The sequence below is a fragment of the Marivivens donghaensis genome (genome assembly GCF_030410045.1).
Lineage (GTDB): Bacteria > Pseudomonadota > Alphaproteobacteria > Rhodobacterales > Rhodobacteraceae > Marivivens > Marivivens donghaensis.
On the sequence record NZ_JAUFRA010000009.1, the window covers coordinates 47,181 to 64,295 of the forward strand.

The 17,115-nt window shown below is 56.5% G+C and carries 17 protein-coding genes; 9 read left to right on the plus strand and 8 right to left on the minus strand.

Annotated elements, in window-relative coordinates:
- The first annotated feature begins 76 nt into the window (after nt 1-76).
- Both alaS and QWY83_RS13475 read left to right on the plus strand, forming a co-directional pair.
- On the plus strand, nt 77-2,734 hold the full coding sequence (alaS, locus tag QWY83_RS13470) for an alanine--tRNA ligase (protein ID WP_249947163.1): 2,658 nt from the start codon (nt 77-79) through the stop codon (nt 2,732-2,734).
- A 2-nt stretch (nt 2,735-2,736) separates the two neighbouring features.
- Nucleotides 2,737-3,027 carry a DUF1330 domain-containing protein gene (locus QWY83_RS13475; RefSeq protein ID WP_249947162.1) on the plus strand — a complete coding sequence of 97 codons (291 nt, stop codon included), beginning with the start codon at nt 2,737-2,739 and terminating at the stop codon, nt 3,025-3,027.
- 152 nt (nt 3,028-3,179) lie between these two features.
- Here the strand turns inward: QWY83_RS13475 and typA are convergent, their stop codons facing one another.
- From typA to QWY83_RS13515, 8 genes are all read right to left on the minus strand, one after another.
- Nucleotides 3,180-4,997, minus strand: coding sequence for a translational GTPase TypA (gene typA, locus QWY83_RS13480; RefSeq protein WP_249947161.1), 1,818 nt, complete (start codon nt 4,995-4,997; stop codon nt 3,180-3,182).
- Between the two features lie 70 nt (nt 4,998-5,067).
- Nucleotides 5,068-5,406 (minus strand): DMT family transporter, encoded by a 339-nt coding sequence (locus QWY83_RS13485; protein ID WP_249947160.1) that lies wholly within the window; start codon nt 5,404-5,406, stop codon nt 5,068-5,070.
- A gap of 10 nt (nt 5,407-5,416) precedes the next feature.
- Nucleotides 5,417-6,019, minus strand: coding sequence for a YitT family protein (locus QWY83_RS13490; RefSeq protein ID WP_249947159.1), 603 nt, complete (start codon nt 6,017-6,019; stop codon nt 5,417-5,419).
- A 3-nt stretch (nt 6,020-6,022) separates the two neighbouring features.
- Nucleotides 6,023-6,646: a YitT family protein gene (locus tag QWY83_RS13495; RefSeq protein WP_249947158.1), complete on the minus strand. Its 624-nt coding sequence runs from the start codon at nt 6,644-6,646 to the stop codon at nt 6,023-6,025.
- A 72-nt stretch (nt 6,647-6,718) separates the two neighbouring features.
- A complete protein-coding gene (locus tag QWY83_RS13500) occupies nt 6,719-7,933 on the minus strand; it encodes an NADP-dependent isocitrate dehydrogenase (RefSeq protein WP_249947157.1) in 1,215 nt (404 codons plus the stop codon).
- Nucleotides 7,934-8,017: 84 nt separating this feature from the next.
- Entirely contained in the window at nt 8,018-9,184 is a 1,167-nt protein-coding gene (locus tag QWY83_RS13505) for an HD domain-containing protein (protein WP_249947156.1), read from the minus strand.
- Nucleotides 9,181-9,408 carry a hypothetical protein gene (locus QWY83_RS13510; RefSeq protein WP_249947155.1) on the minus strand — a complete coding sequence of 76 codons (228 nt, stop codon included), beginning with the start codon at nt 9,406-9,408 and terminating at the stop codon, nt 9,181-9,183. The genes QWY83_RS13505 and QWY83_RS13510 overlap by 4 nt, the downstream gene beginning before the upstream one ends.
- Nucleotides 9,409-9,411: 3 nt before the next feature.
- Entirely contained in the window at nt 9,412-10,065 is a 654-nt protein-coding gene (locus tag QWY83_RS13515) for an alpha/beta hydrolase (protein ID WP_067547760.1), read from the minus strand.
- Nucleotides 10,066-10,242: 177 nt separating this feature from the next.
- Here QWY83_RS13515 and iscR point away from each other — a divergent pair, with 177 nt between their 5' ends.
- The 7 genes from iscR to QWY83_RS13550 all read left to right on the plus strand — a co-directional run bounded on the left by iscR (nt 10,243) and on the right by QWY83_RS13550 (nt 17,090).
- Nucleotides 10,243-10,701 (plus strand): Fe-S cluster assembly transcriptional regulator IscR, encoded by a 459-nt coding sequence (iscR, locus tag QWY83_RS13520; RefSeq protein WP_067547762.1) that lies wholly within the window; start codon nt 10,243-10,245, stop codon nt 10,699-10,701.
- Entirely contained in the window at nt 10,698-11,741 is a 1,044-nt protein-coding gene (locus tag QWY83_RS13525) for a cysteine desulfurase family protein (RefSeq protein WP_249947154.1), read from the plus strand. Before iscR ends, QWY83_RS13525 begins: the two co-directional genes overlap by 4 nt.
- Before the next feature lie 13 nt (nt 11,742-11,754).
- Nucleotides 11,755-13,284, plus strand: coding sequence for a Fe-S cluster assembly protein SufB (gene sufB, locus QWY83_RS13530; protein ID WP_249947153.1), 1,530 nt, complete (start codon nt 11,755-11,757; stop codon nt 13,282-13,284).
- A gap of 63 nt (nt 13,285-13,347) precedes the next feature.
- Nucleotides 13,348-14,103, plus strand: coding sequence for a Fe-S cluster assembly ATPase SufC (gene sufC, locus QWY83_RS13535; RefSeq protein WP_249947152.1), 756 nt, complete (start codon nt 13,348-13,350; stop codon nt 14,101-14,103).
- On the plus strand, nt 14,103-15,389 hold the full coding sequence (locus QWY83_RS13540) for a SufB/SufD family protein (RefSeq protein ID WP_249947151.1): 1,287 nt from the start codon (nt 14,103-14,105) through the stop codon (nt 15,387-15,389). Before sufC ends, QWY83_RS13540 begins: the two co-directional genes overlap by 1 nt.
- A complete protein-coding gene (locus QWY83_RS13545; RefSeq protein ID WP_249947150.1) occupies nt 15,386-15,868 on the plus strand; it encodes a YIP1 family protein in 483 nt (160 codons plus the stop codon). Before QWY83_RS13540 ends, QWY83_RS13545 begins: the two co-directional genes overlap by 4 nt.
- A 1-nt stretch (nt 15,869) precedes the next feature.
- On the plus strand, nt 15,870-17,090 hold the full coding sequence (locus QWY83_RS13550; protein ID WP_249947149.1) for a cysteine desulfurase: 1,221 nt from the start codon (nt 15,870-15,872) through the stop codon (nt 17,088-17,090).
- Nucleotides 17,091-17,115: the final 25 nt, after the last annotated feature.

A 17,115-nucleotide genomic window follows, 5' to 3' on the forward strand; every position in this document is an offset into this window, starting at 1 on the left:
GGCCTTTTTCATTGGGCTTTACGCGGAGTAGATGGAGGGGTATTCCACCACGGACACTTTGAATTCAAGGACCGCCATGACGAGCCTTTCTGATATCCGCTCTACCTTCCTCAGCTATTTCGAACGGAATGGTCACACCATCGTTCCGTCGTCTCCGCTGGTTCCGCGCAACGACCCGACCCTGATGTTCACGAACTCGGGCATGGTGCAGTTCAAGAACTGTTTTACCGGCGTTGAAAAGCGCGATTACGTGCGCGCGACGACATCTCAAAAATGCGTGCGGGCAGGGGGCAAACACAACGACCTTGATAACGTTGGCTACACGGCGCGCCACCACACGTTCTTTGAAATGCTCGGGAACTTCTCCTTTGGTAACTATTTCAAGAACGAAGCTATTCCGTTCGCTTGGGAACTGATCACCAAAGATTTTGACATCGATCCCAAACGTCTTTTGACGACCGTCTACCATACCGACGACGAAGCGTTTGAAATCTGGAAGAAAGTCGGCGTTCCTGAGGATCGCATTATCCGCATTCCGACGTCGGATAACTTCTGGCAGATGGGGCCGACTGGTCCGTGCGGTCCGTGCACCGAGATTTTCTACGATCACGGCGATCACATCTGGGGTGGCCCTCCGGGTTCGCCAGAGGAAGACGGCGACCGTTTCATCGAAATTTGGAACGTCGTTTTCATGCAGAACGAACAGTTCGAAGATGGCTCGATGAAAGCGCTGGACATGCAGTCCATCGACACAGGCATGGGGCTGGAACGGATTGGCGCGTTGCTTCAGGGCAAGCATGACAACTACGATACCGACCTGATGCGCGCTCTGATTGAAGCATCGGCCAACGCCACCAGCGTTGACCCAGACGGCCCAGGTAAAACGCATCACCGTGTGATCGCGGACCACCTGCGTTCGACCTCGTTCCTTATCGCGGATGGTGTGATGCCGTCCAACGACGGTCGTGGCTACGTTCTGCGCCGCATTATGCGCCGCGCGATGCGCCATGCGCACCTCCTCGGTGCGACTGACCCACTGATGCACCGTTTGGTTCCTGCGCTCGTTCGCGAAATGGGCGCTGCTTATCCAGAACTCGGTCAGGCTCAGGCCTTGATCGAAGAAACGCTCCGCGCGGAAGAAACCCGTTTCAAGCAAACCTTGGATCGCGGCCTGAAACTGCTGGATGACGAATTGTCTGATCTGCCAGAAGGTGCAAACCTACCGGGTGAGACCGCGTTCAAACTCTATGACACCTACGGCTTCCCGCTCGACCTCACTCAGGATGCGCTGCGTGAAAAAGGCCGCGCCGTGGACACCGACGGATTCGACGCTGCTATGGAAGAGCAAAAGGCCAAAGCACGTGCCGCGTGGTCCGGCTCTGGCGAAGCAGCCGATGCGACTGTTTGGTTCGAAATGGCTGATAAATTCGGCGTAACCGAATTCCTTGGCTATGACACCGAAACCGCCGAAGGCCAGATCCTCTCGGTCGTCAAAGTGTCTGATGTTGTCGAAACCGCCGCGACGGGCGAAACCGTTCAGATCGTGGTTAACCAAACGCCGTTCTATGGTGAATCGGGTGGTCAGGTTGGCGATACGGGCTTTATCCGCACGGAAACAGGCACGGCTAAGGTCACTGACACGAAAAAGTCTGCTGGCATCTTCATCCACTTCGCAGAAGTCACCGAAGGGTCGATCAGCCGCGGTCAGGCTGCAAAGCTTGAGGTGGAGCACGAGCGGCGCGGCGACATTCGCGCGAACCACTCTGCAACCCACCTTCTGCACGAAGCCCTTCGTGACGCGCTGGGTGATCATGTGGCGCAGCGCGGATCGTTGAACGCGCCAGACCGTCTGCGTTTCGACTTCAGCCACGGCAACGCGCTATCCGCCGAAGAACTGGCGCAAGTCGAAGCCGATGTAAACGCGATGATCCGTCAGAACACTGCTGTTGAGACCCGTATCATGACGCCAGACGATGCGCGTGCCCTCGGTGCGCAGGCTCTGTTCGGTGAAAAATACGGCGACGAAGTGCGCGTTGTGTCGATGGGCCGCTTGCTCGGTTCGGGCAAGGGCACTGACGGAAACGTCTATTCGCTCGAACTCTGCGGCGGTACGCACGTTCGTCAAACGGGTGATATCGGTGCGTTCGTTGTGCTCTCTGACAGCGCATCCTCTGCAGGTGTTCGCCGCGTTGAAGCCCTGACTGGTCAGGCGGCAATCGCTTACCTCAAAGACCAAGAGGCGCGTCTGAACGCTGTTGCCGCGGTGCTCAAAGCACCTGCAAGCGAAGCCGCTGATCGCGTCAAAGCGCTCATGGATGAACGCAAGGCACTCGCAAACGAAGTCGCGCAACTGCGTCGTGAACTCGCGATGTCTGGTGGTGCAAAAGCCGAAGAACCTGCCAAAGAAATCAACGGCATGGCGTTTAAGGCTCAAGTGCTATCTGGCGTAACAGGCAAAGACCTTCCTGGCATCATCGATGAGATGAAAGGCCAGATGGGGTCGGGCATCATCCTCCTCATTGCAGATGCGGACGGTAAAGCTGCCGTTGCCTGTGGCGTCACCGCTGATCTGACGGGCAAGGTTTCGGCAGCCGATATCATTCGCGCGGTCACACCAGAGCTTGGCGGCAAAGGTGGCGGCGGTCGTCCCGACATGGCGCAGGGTGGCGGTGCATCGGTTGAAAATGCGGAGGCTGCAATAAAAGCAGCCGAAGCCGTAGTTGCAGGAGCATAATCATGGCTGGAGCCTATTGGATCGCACACGTCAACGTAACGGACGAGGCGGCGTATAGCGAGTATGCCAAACGCGCGACCGTCGCGATTGCGGACCACGGTGGGAAATTCCTCGCACGTGGCGGCAATTATGAAATCCTCGAAGGCAAAGAGCGCGCACGCCACGTCGTCGCGTTCTTCTCAAGCCTCCAGATTGCTCATGATTGCTACTATTCGGACGCGTACCAAGAGGCGCTCAGCTATGCCAAAGGTGCCAGCGAACGCGATCTTCTGATCGTTGAAGCAGCCGAATAAGCACCTAAAATACTCCTAAACAAAGGGCGCGGCGTTTCTAAACGTCGCGCCCTTTGCCTTTGTGCCTCAAATATCCTGGGGGAGCGCGGAACGCGCGGGGGCAAAGCCCCAAAACGAAAAACGGACCCCGAAGGGTCCGCTTTTTATCCGTATTATGCGGAGCGCGATTGGCGCTTCCGCTCATGCGGATCGAGGTAACGTTTGCGAAGGCGAACCGCGTTGGGGGTTACTTCCACCAGTTCGTCATCGTCGATGTAAGCAATTGCTTGCTCGAGCGACATAACGGTCGGCGGGGTCAGCTTAACCGCTTCGTCGGTGCCCGAGGCACGAACGTTGGTCAGCTTTTTACCTTTGAGCGGGTTCACTTCGAGATCGTTGTCACGGCTGTGTTCGCCGATGATCATGCCTGTGTAGACAGGATCTTGCGGGTTGATGAACATCTTACCGCGATCTTCGAGGTTCCAGAGCGCATAGGCCACAGCGGTGCCGTTCTCCATAGAGATCAGAACGCCCTGACGACGGCCAGCGATTGGGCCTTTGTGTGCAACCCAACCGTGGAAGAGGCGGTTCATGACGCCCGAACCACGGGTGTCCGTCAGGAATTCGCCGTGGTAGCCGATCAGGCCGCGCGAGGGGACGTGAGCCACGATGCGGGTCTTGCCGTTGCCGCCTGGGTTCATCTCGACCAGATCGCCTTTGCGCGGGCCGGTCAGTTTTTCAACGACAACGCCAGTGTATTCGTCGTCAACGTCGATGGTGACTTCTTCAACGGGTTCCATACGAACGCCGTCTTCCTCTTTAAAGATAACCTGCGGACGCGAGATCGACAGCTCAAAGCCTTCGCGACGCATGTTCTCGATCAGAACGCCCATCTGAAGTTCGCCACGGCCCGAAACGATGAACGCTTCACCGCCTGGGGTGTCTTCGATTTTGATTGCGACGTTGGTTTCAGCTTCTTTCGACAGGCGGTCACGGATGACGCGCGACTGAACTTTCTTACCGTCACGACCTGCGAGCGGGGAGTCGTTGATGCCGAACATGACCGAGATGGTCGGCGGATCGATCGGCTGCGCAGGGATCGCTTCGTTCACCGAGGTGTCAGCTAGCGTGTCCGCAACGGTCGCTTTGGTCATACCTGCGATAGTCACGATGTCGCCTGCAACGGCTTCATCGATCGGCTGCTGGGACAGGCCACGGAACGCGAGGATTTTGGTGCAGCGGAAGTTTTCGATCTTCTTACCGTCGCGCGACAGTGCATGCAGAGAGTCACCTGTTTTCAGGGTACCAGCTTCAACGCGGCCCGTCAGAATACGACCGATGAACGGGTCAGCGGACAGAGTGGTCGCAAGCATGCGGAACGGTTCGTCTTTTGCGGCCAGTTGCTTTGGCGGCTCAACGTGTTTCACAACTAGTTCGAACAATGCGGTCAGGTCTTTGCGCGGACCGTCGAGTTCGGTGTCACACCAGCCCGAACGGCCAGATGCGTAGAGGTGCGGGAAGTCCAGCTGTTCTTCGTTCGCGCCGAGGTTCGCGAAGAGGTCGAAACATTCGTCGAGCGCGCGATCCGGCTCTGCGTCTGCTTTGTCGACTTTGTTCAGAACAACAATCGGTTTCAGGCCGAGAGCCAGCGCCTTGGAAGTTACGAATTTGGTCTGCGGCATCGGGCCTTCAGCCGCGTCGACCAGCAGAACAACGCCGTCTACCATGGACAGGATGCGTTCAACTTCACCGCCAAAGTCTGCGTGGCCGGGGGTGTCAACGATGTTGATCCGTGTGCCGTTCCATTCGACGCTGGTTGCTTTTGCAAGGATGGTGATCCCGCGCTCACGTTCAATGTCGTTCGAGTCCATTGCCCGTTCAGCAACAGCCTGATTTTCACGGAACGCGCCGGATTGCTTTAGAAGTTCGTCTACCAGCGTCGTTTTGCCGTGGTCAACGTGCGCGATAATCGCGATATTACGGATATCCATAGTGCAGCCTTAAAAGGAGAGTTGGCTGCGCCTTACCGTGCAATCGCAGCAAAAGCCACCCCTAAAGGGCTTAATGCGTGCCAGTTGTGTTGGAAAAGACGTTAATCACCACAATTCCGCCTAAGATCATCGCCAGCCCAAGGATTGCGGGCAGGTCGAGGTACTGTTTGAACCAAACCCAGCCGATGATCGACACAAAGATAATACCCATGCCCGACCACAGCGCATAGACGATGCCCACGGGCATAAAGCGCACCGTGTAAGCCAGTAGATAAAATGAAATCGCGTAGCCAATCACGACGACTGCCGTCGGACCGAGCTTTGTGAATTGGTCGGATGCTTTCAATGCAGAGGTAGCAACGGTTTCTGCCATAACAGCAAAAACCAGCGCGATATAATGGGTTGGCATGAACGGGCCTTTAGGTGGCTATATAGCGATCTTTACGGTGGTTAATGGCGATCACGAGGTTCACAACCAGTGCGCCTAAGAAACTGTAGGCGACTGTCGGCAGATCGCGCAAGCCTAGGGCCAAGATAAAGAGTGCGGCATCAAACAGTAGTTGTGTCCATCCCGCACGGAAGCCTGTCTTCTCTTGGATATAGAGCGCGAGAATACCGATACCGCCAAGGCTCGATCCATGACGAAAGAGCGCCATAAGCGCCGCGCCTGTGACAAACCCAAAGAGGATCGCGCCAACCGCCGGCGTAAGAGTGGCGAAAACGATATGCGACGGTAGGATGGTCGTCAGAACAGAGAGCGAGGCCACCGCCACAAAGGTCTTGATCATGAACCGCAGGCCCATCCGTTTATACCCGAGCCAATAAAACGGCAGGTTTACGGCAAAGAACACGGGGCCAAAACCCCAGCCCGTTGCGTAAGAAATTAGAATGGCGAAGCCCGCCGTTTGCCCCGTGACAAAGCCGAGGTGCGTCAGGATCAAAACGCCGAACGACGCCATAGAGACGCCGAACGCGATACCTTGGGCATCTTCGATGAGAGAGTGTTTTTCGGTGGCAGTCATAAATTACGTTCCAATGTAGCGGTCACGGCGGTGGTTGAAGGCGATCACACCGTTCAAAACCAGAGCGCCGAGAAGGGAAAACCCAACGACCCGTAGCGGCAGGAGCGCCGCAGCCGTAGCAAAAATGAGGATGTCAGCGGCGATCTGCACATAGCCTGCGCGAAACCCCGTTCGGTCTTGGACCATCAGCGCAATCACGCCCAAACCGCCCAGCGATGCATTGTGGCGAAACACGCCCAAGAGGCCGAACCCGCAGAGCACACCAAAGGCAATCGTGCCGAACAGCGGGTCTAGGTGATCAAAGGTCATCAGGTGCGGGATATAGGCCACCATCACCGATAGGGCGGTCACGCAAATCAAGGATTTGATGGTAAACGCAGCGCCCATTCTGAACCACGCGAACACGTAGAATGGGAGGTTGATCAGGAAAAACGCCCAGCTGAAACTGATGCCTGAAATGTAGCTGACGATCAGTGCGACGCCTGCCGTTTGCCCAGTCACGAACCCCAAAGATTTGAGCATCGTCAGTGCAATAGAGGTGGTAAGTAAACCTATCGACAGCCCTTGAAGGTCTTCGAACGGGGTATGTGGGACGCTATTTTGCGGGACAGGAATCGGTGCTGGCATGACCGATATATAGGTCAGTAATGCTTACCTGTCCATCAGGCGCGTGATCTGCACCACGCGCCTGACCTTTGGTTAGCCGACGAGGGCTTTGTTCAGGTATTCGTCGAGCTTTTCGAGGAAGCCAATCGTTGTCAGCCAGCCCTGATCCGGACCAACAAGCAGGGCGAGGTCTTTGGTCATATGACCGTCCTCAACGCATTGAACTGTCACGCGTTCCAGCGTCTCGGCAAAGCGCATCAGTTGCGCGTTCTCGTCCAGCTTTGCACGGTGTTTCAACGCGCCAGTCCACGCATAGATCGTCGCGATAGAGTTGGTCGACGTGGCTTTGCCCGCCTGATGGTTGCGGTAGTGGCGGGTGACGGTACCGTGCGCGGCCTCGGCCTCGACGATCTTGCCATCGGGTGTCATCAGCTGCGACGCCATCATGCCGAGCGATCCGTAGCCCTGCGCCACAGTATCGGACTGCACATCGCCGTCGTAGTTTTTGCACGCCCAAACAAAGCCGCCATTCCATTTCAACGCACAGGCCACCATGTCGTCAATCAGGCGGTGTTCGTACCAGATGCCTGCTTCTTTGAATTTCTCAGCGAATTCAGCGTCATAAATCTCTTGGAAGAGATCCTTGAACCGACCGTCATAGGCCTTGAGAATGGTGTTCTTGGTCGACAAATACACAGGCCATTTCAGAGAAAGACCGTAGTTGAACGACGCGCGCGCGAAGTCGCGGATCGAACTGTCGAGGTTATACATTCCCATGTAAACGCCGGCAGACGGCGCATCATAGACGTCGCGCTCGATCACGGTGCCGTCCTCGCCAACGAATTTCATCGTCAGTTTGCCAGCGGTCGGGAAATGGAAATCTGTCGCTTTATACTGGTCGCCAAAGGCATGGCGGCCAACAACGATCGGGCGCGTCCAACCGGGGACAAGGCGCGGAACGTTTTTGCAGATGATCGGCTGGCGGAACACAACGCCGCCAAGGATGTTGCGGATCGTGCCGTTCGGCGACTTCCACATCTGTTTCAGGCCGAATTCCTCAACACGGGCTTCATCGGGGGTGATGGTCGCACATTTGACGCCGACGCCATGCTCTTTGATTGCGTAGGCCGCGTCGATAGTGATCTGGTCGTCGGTGCGATCACGCTCTTCGATGCCGAGATCGTAGTATTTCAGGTCGATATCGAGATAGGGCAGGATCAATTTCTGTTTAATAAAGTCCCAGATGATCCGTGTCATCTCATCGCCGTCGAGTTCGACAACGGGGTTAGCTACCTTGATCTTGGTCATGGGATGCTCCGCAAACTAAAGTGTTTGCGCGCACATTAGACGAAAGTCGGACGGAACTCCATAACTGTATGCAATTGTATACAGTTATTTTTGAAATTCTTTCGCAAACCATGGATGGGCGCGAATGCGGGTATCGACCTCAGCCCAAACAGCGGGCGCACCCTTTGCGATCTTATCCCCGACACGACCGACTAGCTGCGCATAGCTGACGTTATAATCAGGCCATGATCCGCCGCCGTTCTCAAGGTTCGACGCTAACGGCTGCACGCGGTCGATAGACTTGGCAAAGATAGCGTCATCGCTTTCTGCCGCTTCAAACTCTTCCCAGAGCGCACGGAGTTTCGCACCTTGGGCGGGCGGCAAAAGGCCAAAGAGACGATCCGCAGCCAGTCGTTCGATCTGTTCTTGTTCGGCAGGGTCAAAGTCACCGTGGATCGGCGTATCACCTGCGTCGATCTCTACCAGATCATGGATCAGCAACATGCGGATCACGCGGCCGATGTTCACGGGCTTGATCGCATGAGAGGCCAACGTCATCGCATAAAGCGCGATATGCCAACTGTGTTCGCCAGAGTTCTCGTGCCGCGATCCGTCGCAAAGTTTCGTCGCGCGGTAGACGGACTTGAGCTTGCAGGCCTCTAACAGGAACGCCAATCGCAGCAAGTAGTCTGTGGACGCGGTCGACGCCGTCTCGTCGAGCATCGATTTCGCATGGGAATAAGCCTCAGGCCAACTCTCGGCCAAGGGACGCGCCCGTCCGGTTGTCAGATTGCCGCGCACGACCTCAACATGATCAGGCACAGGGTTGGGCGCGCAGAGCGTTTGATACATCGGCTGCGCTGTATCCAACCGTTTCGCAAATTTAGCCGTCGGGGTTTGGGCGGCTTCGAATTCGTCCCAGATGCCTCGAAACTCTTTGGCTTGGGGTAGGGGTAGCAGGCCAAAGATACGGTCGGCAGCTTTGCGTTCGGCCACGGCCACCGCGTCCCAATCGTGTGCCTCATGGATGGGGTGATCGCCAGCGTCGATCTCAACGATGTCATGAAGCAGCAGCATCGCGATAGCGCGGTCCACGTCCACATCGGGCGCGGCGGTATCGCCAAAGACCAACGCGTAAAGCGCAAGGTGCCAGCTATGTTCGGCGCTGTTTTCCGGACGGCTGCAATCAATTAGAAGATTGGCGCGGTCTACGGATTTGAGCCTGTCCGCCTCGTTCAGGAAAGTAAACTGGGCGGACAGGGTCGATGTCATTGGGATGATGCCTCGAATTGGGCCTTGCGTTGCGCGAGAAGGTCGCGCGCTCGGGCTTCGGCGCGGCGCACACGGATGGCCGTGTTGAACGCCTCTTGAAGCGTCTGTGACGACGCTCCAAGGATTTCTGCCACTTTTCGAACGATCTGATCGTCCCCGCTGCGGGCCTCGTCTTCTAGCGCCATTTGCGCCAGCTCGTCGGCCATATCATCCAGTAGAGCCATGGATCAGCGCGTGTTTTCCGTCAGGCGACGGCGCACGTAGCCCTGAACAGAGTTGATCATCGTGTCCATGTGCGGGTCTTCAAAGAAGTGACCAGCGCCGTCCACCACGTCATGCGTGATGGTGATGCCTTTTTGGTCGTGCAGTTTGTTCACAAAGGTTTCGGTGTCTGCTGGCGGAGCCACGCGGTCAGCCGAACCGTTGATGACCAGACCCGACGACGGGCAGGGCGCAAGGAACGAGAAGTCGTACATGTTAGCAGGCGGGGCCACCGACACAAAGCCAGTGATCTCTGGGCGGCGCATCAAAAGCTGCATACCGATCCACGCACCGAACGAGAAACCAGCGACCCAGCAGTGTTTAGAACCAGTGTTCATCGACTGCAGGTAGTCGAGAGCGGACGCTGCATCAGACAGTTCACCAATGCCCTGATCATATTCACCTTGGCTGCGGCCTACGCCACGGAAGTTGAACCGCAGAACGGTAAAGCCGAGGTTATAAAACGCATAGTGCAGGTTATAAACCACACGGTTGTTCATCGTGCCGCCAAACTGCGGGTGCGGGTGCAAAACGATTGCAATCGGTGCGTCACGATCTTTTTGCGGATGGTAACGGCCTTCGAGCCGGCCTTCGGGACCGGGGAAAATCACTTCGGGCATGGTGCTCCCTGCGCGTTATGTAGGGTGTCGGAATTCTTGACTATAATTCTCGGACACCTTAGAAGGATTCTAAATTATCAGGACGGACGTCCTGTGGGCTGTGTCGGAGTTAATGAGGCAGACCGCTTACGTCAATGATCTTGCGCATGAAATGGGCGTTCTGACAGGGGTATATGTATGAAACTGAGCACCAAAGGCCGTTATGCGGTGGTTGCACTGGCGGATCTGGCCCTTCAGCCCGAAGGATCGCTCGTCACTTTGGCCGAGATTTCCAAGCGTCAGGACGTGTCGCTGCCCTATCTCGAGCAGCTTTTCGTTAAGCTGCGCCGCGATGGTTTGGTCGACTCTGTCCGTGGCCCAGGTGGCGGCTACAAGCTGTCCCGTCCAGCCTCTGAAATCCGCGTGTCGGACATTCTGACTGCCGTCGATGAAACCGTCAGCGCCATGCACAAAGGGGCAGGGGCATCGGGTGCGAACTCTGGCAGCCGTGCGCAATCCCTGACCAACCGCCTGTGGGAAGGCCTCTCGGCTCATGTCTACGTCTTCCTTCATCAGGCCCGCCTGTCAGACGTGATCAACAACGGCCTCGCGCCGTGCCCTGCCGTTCCAGCCCTATTTGAGGTGGTGGACGAGTGACCCGCACGTATCTGGATCATAACGCGACGGCGCCCTTACGTGCTGAGGCCAAAGAGGCCATGATTGCCGCGATGGATATCGTCGGCAATCCGTCGTCTGTGCATTCGGAAGGTCGTGCGGCGAAGGCTTTGCTTGAAAAATCCCGTCAGCAGATTGCTGAGGCTTTGGGTGCAGGCAATGCTGATCTGGTGATTGTCTCTGGCGCGACAGAGGCGGCGGCGTTGGCCTGTGCAGGTCGCACGCTCAAAGGTGCGCAGATTGAACACGACGCTGTAGGCGCGTGGCTCGATATGTCGTTGCCTGTTAATGCGAACGGGATTGTGACGGTCGACGATCCTGCGAATAGCTGCCTGCAACTGGCAAACTCCGAAACGGGAGTCATTCAGAGCCTCCCTAACGGTTTGGCGGTATCCGACGTGACCCAAGGGTTCGGCCGCATCCCGTTTGCCTATAGCTGGGCGGGCGTTGAAATGGTCTTTGCCTCCGCGCACAAAATTGGCGGGCCCAAAGGCGTCGGTGTTCTCGTGATCCCGCAAGGTCACGACCTCAAGGCGCAGTTGTTGGGCGGTGGTCAGGAAATGGGACGCCGTGCTGGGACTGAGAATTTGATCGGCATCGCGGGCTTTGCGGCTGCTGCGGTTGCGGGGCAGAAAGACCTCGCTGATGGGCGCTGGGACGAAGTCGCAGAATTGCGGAATTTGTTAGAGGCACGTATTGCCGATGCCTCAAAAGAAACTATTTTTGTCGGGAATGCTGTTACGCGGTTGCCCAACACCTCGTGCTATGTGACACGGGGCTGGAAAGGCGAAACCCAAGTAATGGCAATGGACCTCGCCGGATTTGCGATTTCAGCAGGATCAGCCTGTTCATCCGGCAAGGTAAAAGCCAGCAGAGTTTTGCAGGCGATGGGATTGGACGAAGTCGAAGCCGCTAGCGCGACGCGGATTTCGCTTGGTCTGGAAACAACGAAGGCCGAAGTGCTGGCATATGCCGATGCTTGGGCTGATCGATACAAAAAGATGCGCGCACGCGCCGCTTAAGAGAGGAAAGGTCATGGCTGCACTAGACCGCCCCGAGATGGACGTAAAAGAAGGTGTCGATCAGGACACCGTAGATGCCGTTGCAAAGCTGTCGGGCAAATACAAATACGGTTGGGAAACCGAGATCGAGATGGAATACGCCCCCAAGGGCGTAAACCCCGATATCGTGCGCCTGATCTCTGAAAAGAACGAAGAGCCAGAGTGGATGACCGAATGGCGTCTGGCTGCGTTCGAACGTTGGGAGACGATGACTGAACCCAAATGGGCGATGGTCAACTATCCCGAGATCGATTTTCAGGACCAGTATTACTACGCCCGTCCGAAATCGATGGCTGAGAAGCCCAAGTCGCTCGACGACGTCGATCCGAAACTCCTTGAGACCTACAAAAAGCTCGGCATCCCGCTCAAAGAGCAGATGATCCTTGCGGGTGTTGAGGGCGCTGAGGACTACAAAGAAGGCGAACGTAAGGTCGCCGTCGATGCCGTCTTTGACTCTGTGTCGGTCGGTACAACGTTTAAGAAAGAGTTGGAAAAGGCTGGCGTCATTTTCTGTTCAATCTCTGAAGCGATCAAAGATCACCCTGAGCTGGTCAAAAAATACCTCGGCTCTGTGGTTCCTGTGTCTGATAACTACTATGCTACGCTGAACTCTGCCGTGTTCTCGGACGGGTCGTTTGTCTACATCCCGCCGAACACCCGCTGCCCGATGGAATTGTCGACCTATTTCCGCATCAACGCGGAAAACACGGGTCAGTTCGAACGCACGCTGATCATCGCGGACAAGGGCTCTTATGTGTCCTACCTCGAAGGCTGCACCGCGCCGCAACGCGATACCGCACAGCTCCATGCTGCGGTCGTTGAGATCATCGTCGAAGAAGACGCAGAAGTGAAATACTCCACCGTTCAGAACTGGTTCCCAGGTGATGAAAACGGCAAAGGCGGCATCTATAACTTTGTGACCAAACGCGCAGACTGCCGCGGTGATCGGTCCAAAGTGATGTGGACGCAGGTCGAAACAGGCTCTGCCGTCACTTGGAAATACCCGTCCTGCATCCTGCGTGGCAACGATAGCCAAGGCGAGTTCTACTCGATCGCGATCGCCAACAACTACCAGCAGGCCGATACGGGCACAAAGATGATCCACCTTGGTAAAAACACCAAGAGCCGGATCGTGTCCAAAGGCATCTCGGCAGGTAAGGCGCAGAACACCTACCGTGGTCTGGTGTCGATGCACCCGAAAGCTAAAAACAGCCGCAACTACACCCAATGTGACAGCTTGCTGATCGGCTCGCAGTGTGGCGCGCATACCGTGCCTTACATCGAGGTTAAAAATAACTCGTCCCGCGTGGAACACGAGGCAACCACCTCCAAGGTGGATGACGATCAACTCTTCTACTGCCGCCAGCGCGGCATGGACGAAGAAGAGGCCGTTGCTCTGGTGGTGAACGGGTTCTGTAAGGAAGTGCTTCAGGCGCTGCCGATGGAATTCGCTATGGAAGCCCAACAGCTCGTCGCGATCAGCCTCGAAGGCTCGGTCGGTTAAGATATTCGCCCGCGCAGGGCACAACAGTTAGTGCGGGTGGCGCGACACCCGAAGGAGATAAAGATGCTGGAAATCAAGAACCTGCATGTCAAACTTGAAAACGAGGACAAGCAGATCCTCAAAGGTGTGAACCTCACGGTTGAGGCTGGTAAGGTCCACGCGATCATGGGTCCGAACGGGTCGGGTAAATCGACGCTGTCCTACGTTCTGTCGGGCCGCGATGGCTACGAGGTCACAGACGGTGAAGCAACGCTTGATGGTGCTGACCTGCTCGATCTGGAACCCGAAGAGCGCGCCGCTGCAGGCCTGTTCCTCGCGTTCCAATATCCCGTAGAAATACCGGGCGTTGGTAACCTGACGTTCTTGCGCACCGCTGTGAACGCACAGCGCAAGGCACGCGGCGAAGAAGAACTGTCCAGCGCAGACTTCCTCAAGGTCGTGCGTGAACGCGCAAAGACCCTGAAAATCGATGCGGATATGCTCAAACGTCCTGTGAACGTTGGTTTCTCGGGTGGTGAGAAGAAACGCAACGAAATCCTTCAGATGGCGATGCTCGAGCCAAAGATGTGCATCCTCGACGAGACCGACTCTGGCCTCGATGTGGACGCGATGAAACTGGTGTCCGAGGGCGTGAATGCGCTGCGCTCTGAGGGACGTTCGTTCCTCGTGATCACGCACTATCAGCGTCTCCTCGACCACATCAAACCTGACGTCGTGCACATTATGGCAAATGGCCGTATCATCAAAACGGGTGGCCCAGAGCTGGCGCTCGAAGTTGAAAATAACGGTTACGCTGACCTCTTGGCGGAGGTGGAATAATGGCTCTTCCCAAGATCAAGGCCGACGCGACCGACGCGCGTCTAGCGGCCCTGACCTTGCCGGATGGGGCAGGTTGGGCGGCCGAGGCGCGTCAGTCCGCACTCTCTCGTGTTGCGGCGATGGGTCTGCCGATCAAACGTGACGAATATTGGCGCTACACCGATCCGACCTCGCTGACGTCGATTGACGCGCCCGAGGCTGCGGTATTTGAGAACGACGAAGCACCTGTTTTCAACGATCTCGACCGTCTGAAAATCGTTTTCGTTGATGGGGTATTCGATGCCGAGGCGTCCGACGATCTGTCGCTCGACGGTGTGGAAATCGAACGTGTCTCGGATGCGATGAACCGCGATATTCACTGGGCCAAAGACCTCTACGGTGTTCTGGAAACCCGTGGTCAAACACCGGTTCAGCGTCCTCTGGCCGCGTTGAACACCGCCTTCGCGACCGATGGGATCGTGATCCGTGTGACCAAAGAGGTGAGCAAGCCGATCAACCTGACCTACTTGCACAAAGACGTGTCCTCTGACGCGATCCTCCACAATTTGGTAAAGGTCGAAGAGGGCGCATCGGTCACTTTGTTGGAAAATGGCCCAGGGGCTGCACGTTTCAACAAGGTGCTTGAGGTCGAAGTCGCTGATAAAGCGTCCTTCCACCACGTTCGCGCCCAAGGTCGTGACCACGAACGCCGTGCTGTGACGGGCATCTTTACCCGCCTCGGCACAGAGTCCGCGTTCAAATCGTTCACCCTAACCGTGAACGGCGTTCTGACCCGCAACGAGACCGTGATTGAACTCACGGGCGATGATGCGATTGCGCATGTTGCTGGTGCCTGCGTTGGCGATGGCCGCGATTTCTTGCACGATGATACGGTGTTCATCACCCACGATGCAGAGCGTTGCGAAAGCCGTCAGGTGTTCAAAAAGGTGCTCCGCAACGGTGCGACGGGCGTGTTTCAGGGCAAAATCCTCGTCAAAGAGGGCGCTCAGAAAACCGACGGTTACCAGATTTCCCAAGGTCTCTTGCTGGACGACGATTCAAACTTCCTCGCGAAGCCAGAGTTGGAAATCTACGCCGATGACGTGGCTTGTTCGCACGGTTCGACCTGTGGCGCACTCGACGATACGGCGCTCTACTACCTGCGTTCGCGCGGTGTTCCAAAGGGCGAAGCCACAGACATGCTGACGCTGGCGTTCCTCGCCGAAGCTCTGCAAGAGATCGAAAACGAGGAAATCGCGGACGAGCTTGGCCAACGTCTTGAACAATGGTTGGGGCGTCGTCGGTGAGCGTCACTCGCGATATGGTCGCCACATGGCGCGGACCGCGTGCGGTGATGGACAAACTTCTGTCCATGGGTCACCGCGAGGACCGCGCCTTGGCTTTCCTCATGGGCGGCTGCGCACTCAACTTCCTCGCCACATGGCCCTACGCCGTGCGGGTCGAGGAAATGACGGGCGTCAGCTCGCGTGAACAAATCACGGGGGCGCTGTTCCTCTGGGTCTTTATCGCACCGCTGTTTTTCTACGCCCTCGCCGCCTTCAGCCATCTGATAGCTAAGGCAATGGGTGGCAAAGGTAGCTTCTACTCTGCCCGCGTTGCGCTGTTTTGGTCCATCCTCGCGACCACACCGCTCGCGCTCTTTTACGGGCTGCTGCGTGGGTTCAATGGTGATGTTGCTGCGACCAATATCATTGGTGGGCTTTGGGGGCTTTCGTTCCTCTCTATCTGGGTCAAAAGCCTGATTGAGGCTGAAAAGGACGTCTGACATGTATGACGTAAATGCCATCCGCAAGGATTTCCCGATCCTATCGCGCACGGTCAATAATAAACCGCTGGTCTACCTTGATAACGGTGCCTCTGCGCAAAAGCCGCAGGTGGTGATCGACGCCGTGACCCGCGCGTATTCCGAGGAATACGCGAACGTCCACCGCGGTCTGCATTTCCTGTCGAACCTCGCGACCGACAAATACGAAAGCGTGCGTGGCGTTGTGGCAAAGTTCCTGAACGCTGCCGATGAGGACGAGATCATCCTCAATTCAGGCACGACCGAGGGTATCAATATGGTGGCCTACGCTTGGGCTGCGCCGCGCCTTCAGGCGGGGGACGAGATCGTTTTATCGTTGCTCGAACACCATGCGAATATCGTTCCATGGCATTTCCTGCGCGAACGTCAGGGTGTTGTCCTGAAATGGGTTGAACCTGATGCCGACGGCAACCTTGACCCGCAAGCTGTGATTGACGCCATTTCGCCCAAAACAAAACTTGTCGCAATTACGCAATGTTCCAACGTGTTAGGGACCGTTGTTGATGTAAAAACCATCTGCCACGCGGCCCGCGAGAAAGGCGTTCCTGTTCTCGTCGATGGCAGCCAAGGCGCGGTTCACATGTCTGTCGATGTCCAAGACATCGGCGCGGATTTCTATCCGATCACAGGGCACAAACTCTACGGCCCGTCAGGCTCTGGCGCGATCTATGTGCGCAAGGAACGTCAGGCGGAAATGCAGCCCTTTATGGGCGGTGGCGACATGATCCGTGACGTGACCCGCGATGCAGTGACCTATAACGACCCGCCGATGAAGTTTGAGGCCGGCACTCCAGGCATCGTGCAAACCATCGGCATGGGCGTCGCTCTCGACTACCTTATGCAAATCGGGATGGAGAATATCGCGGCCCATGAACACGCGCTTCGCGATTATGCGAACGATCGCCTGCGCGGTTTGAATTGGCTGAAACTTCAGGGCAACCCTAAGGATAAAGCCGCGATTTTCTCGTTCACTTTGGACGGTGCAGCCCACGCGCATGACATCTCGACCGTGCTTGATAAAAAAGGCGTTGCGGTCCGTGCGGGCACCCACTGCGCCATGCCCTTGATGGAGCATATGGGCGTTGGCGCGACCTGCCGTGCATCCTTTGGCATGTATAACACCAAGGCCGAAGTCGACGTTCTCGTGGACGCGCTAGAGTTCTGTCACGAACTTTTCGGTTAAGATTGGCCAAGTGGCGATTTCGCAT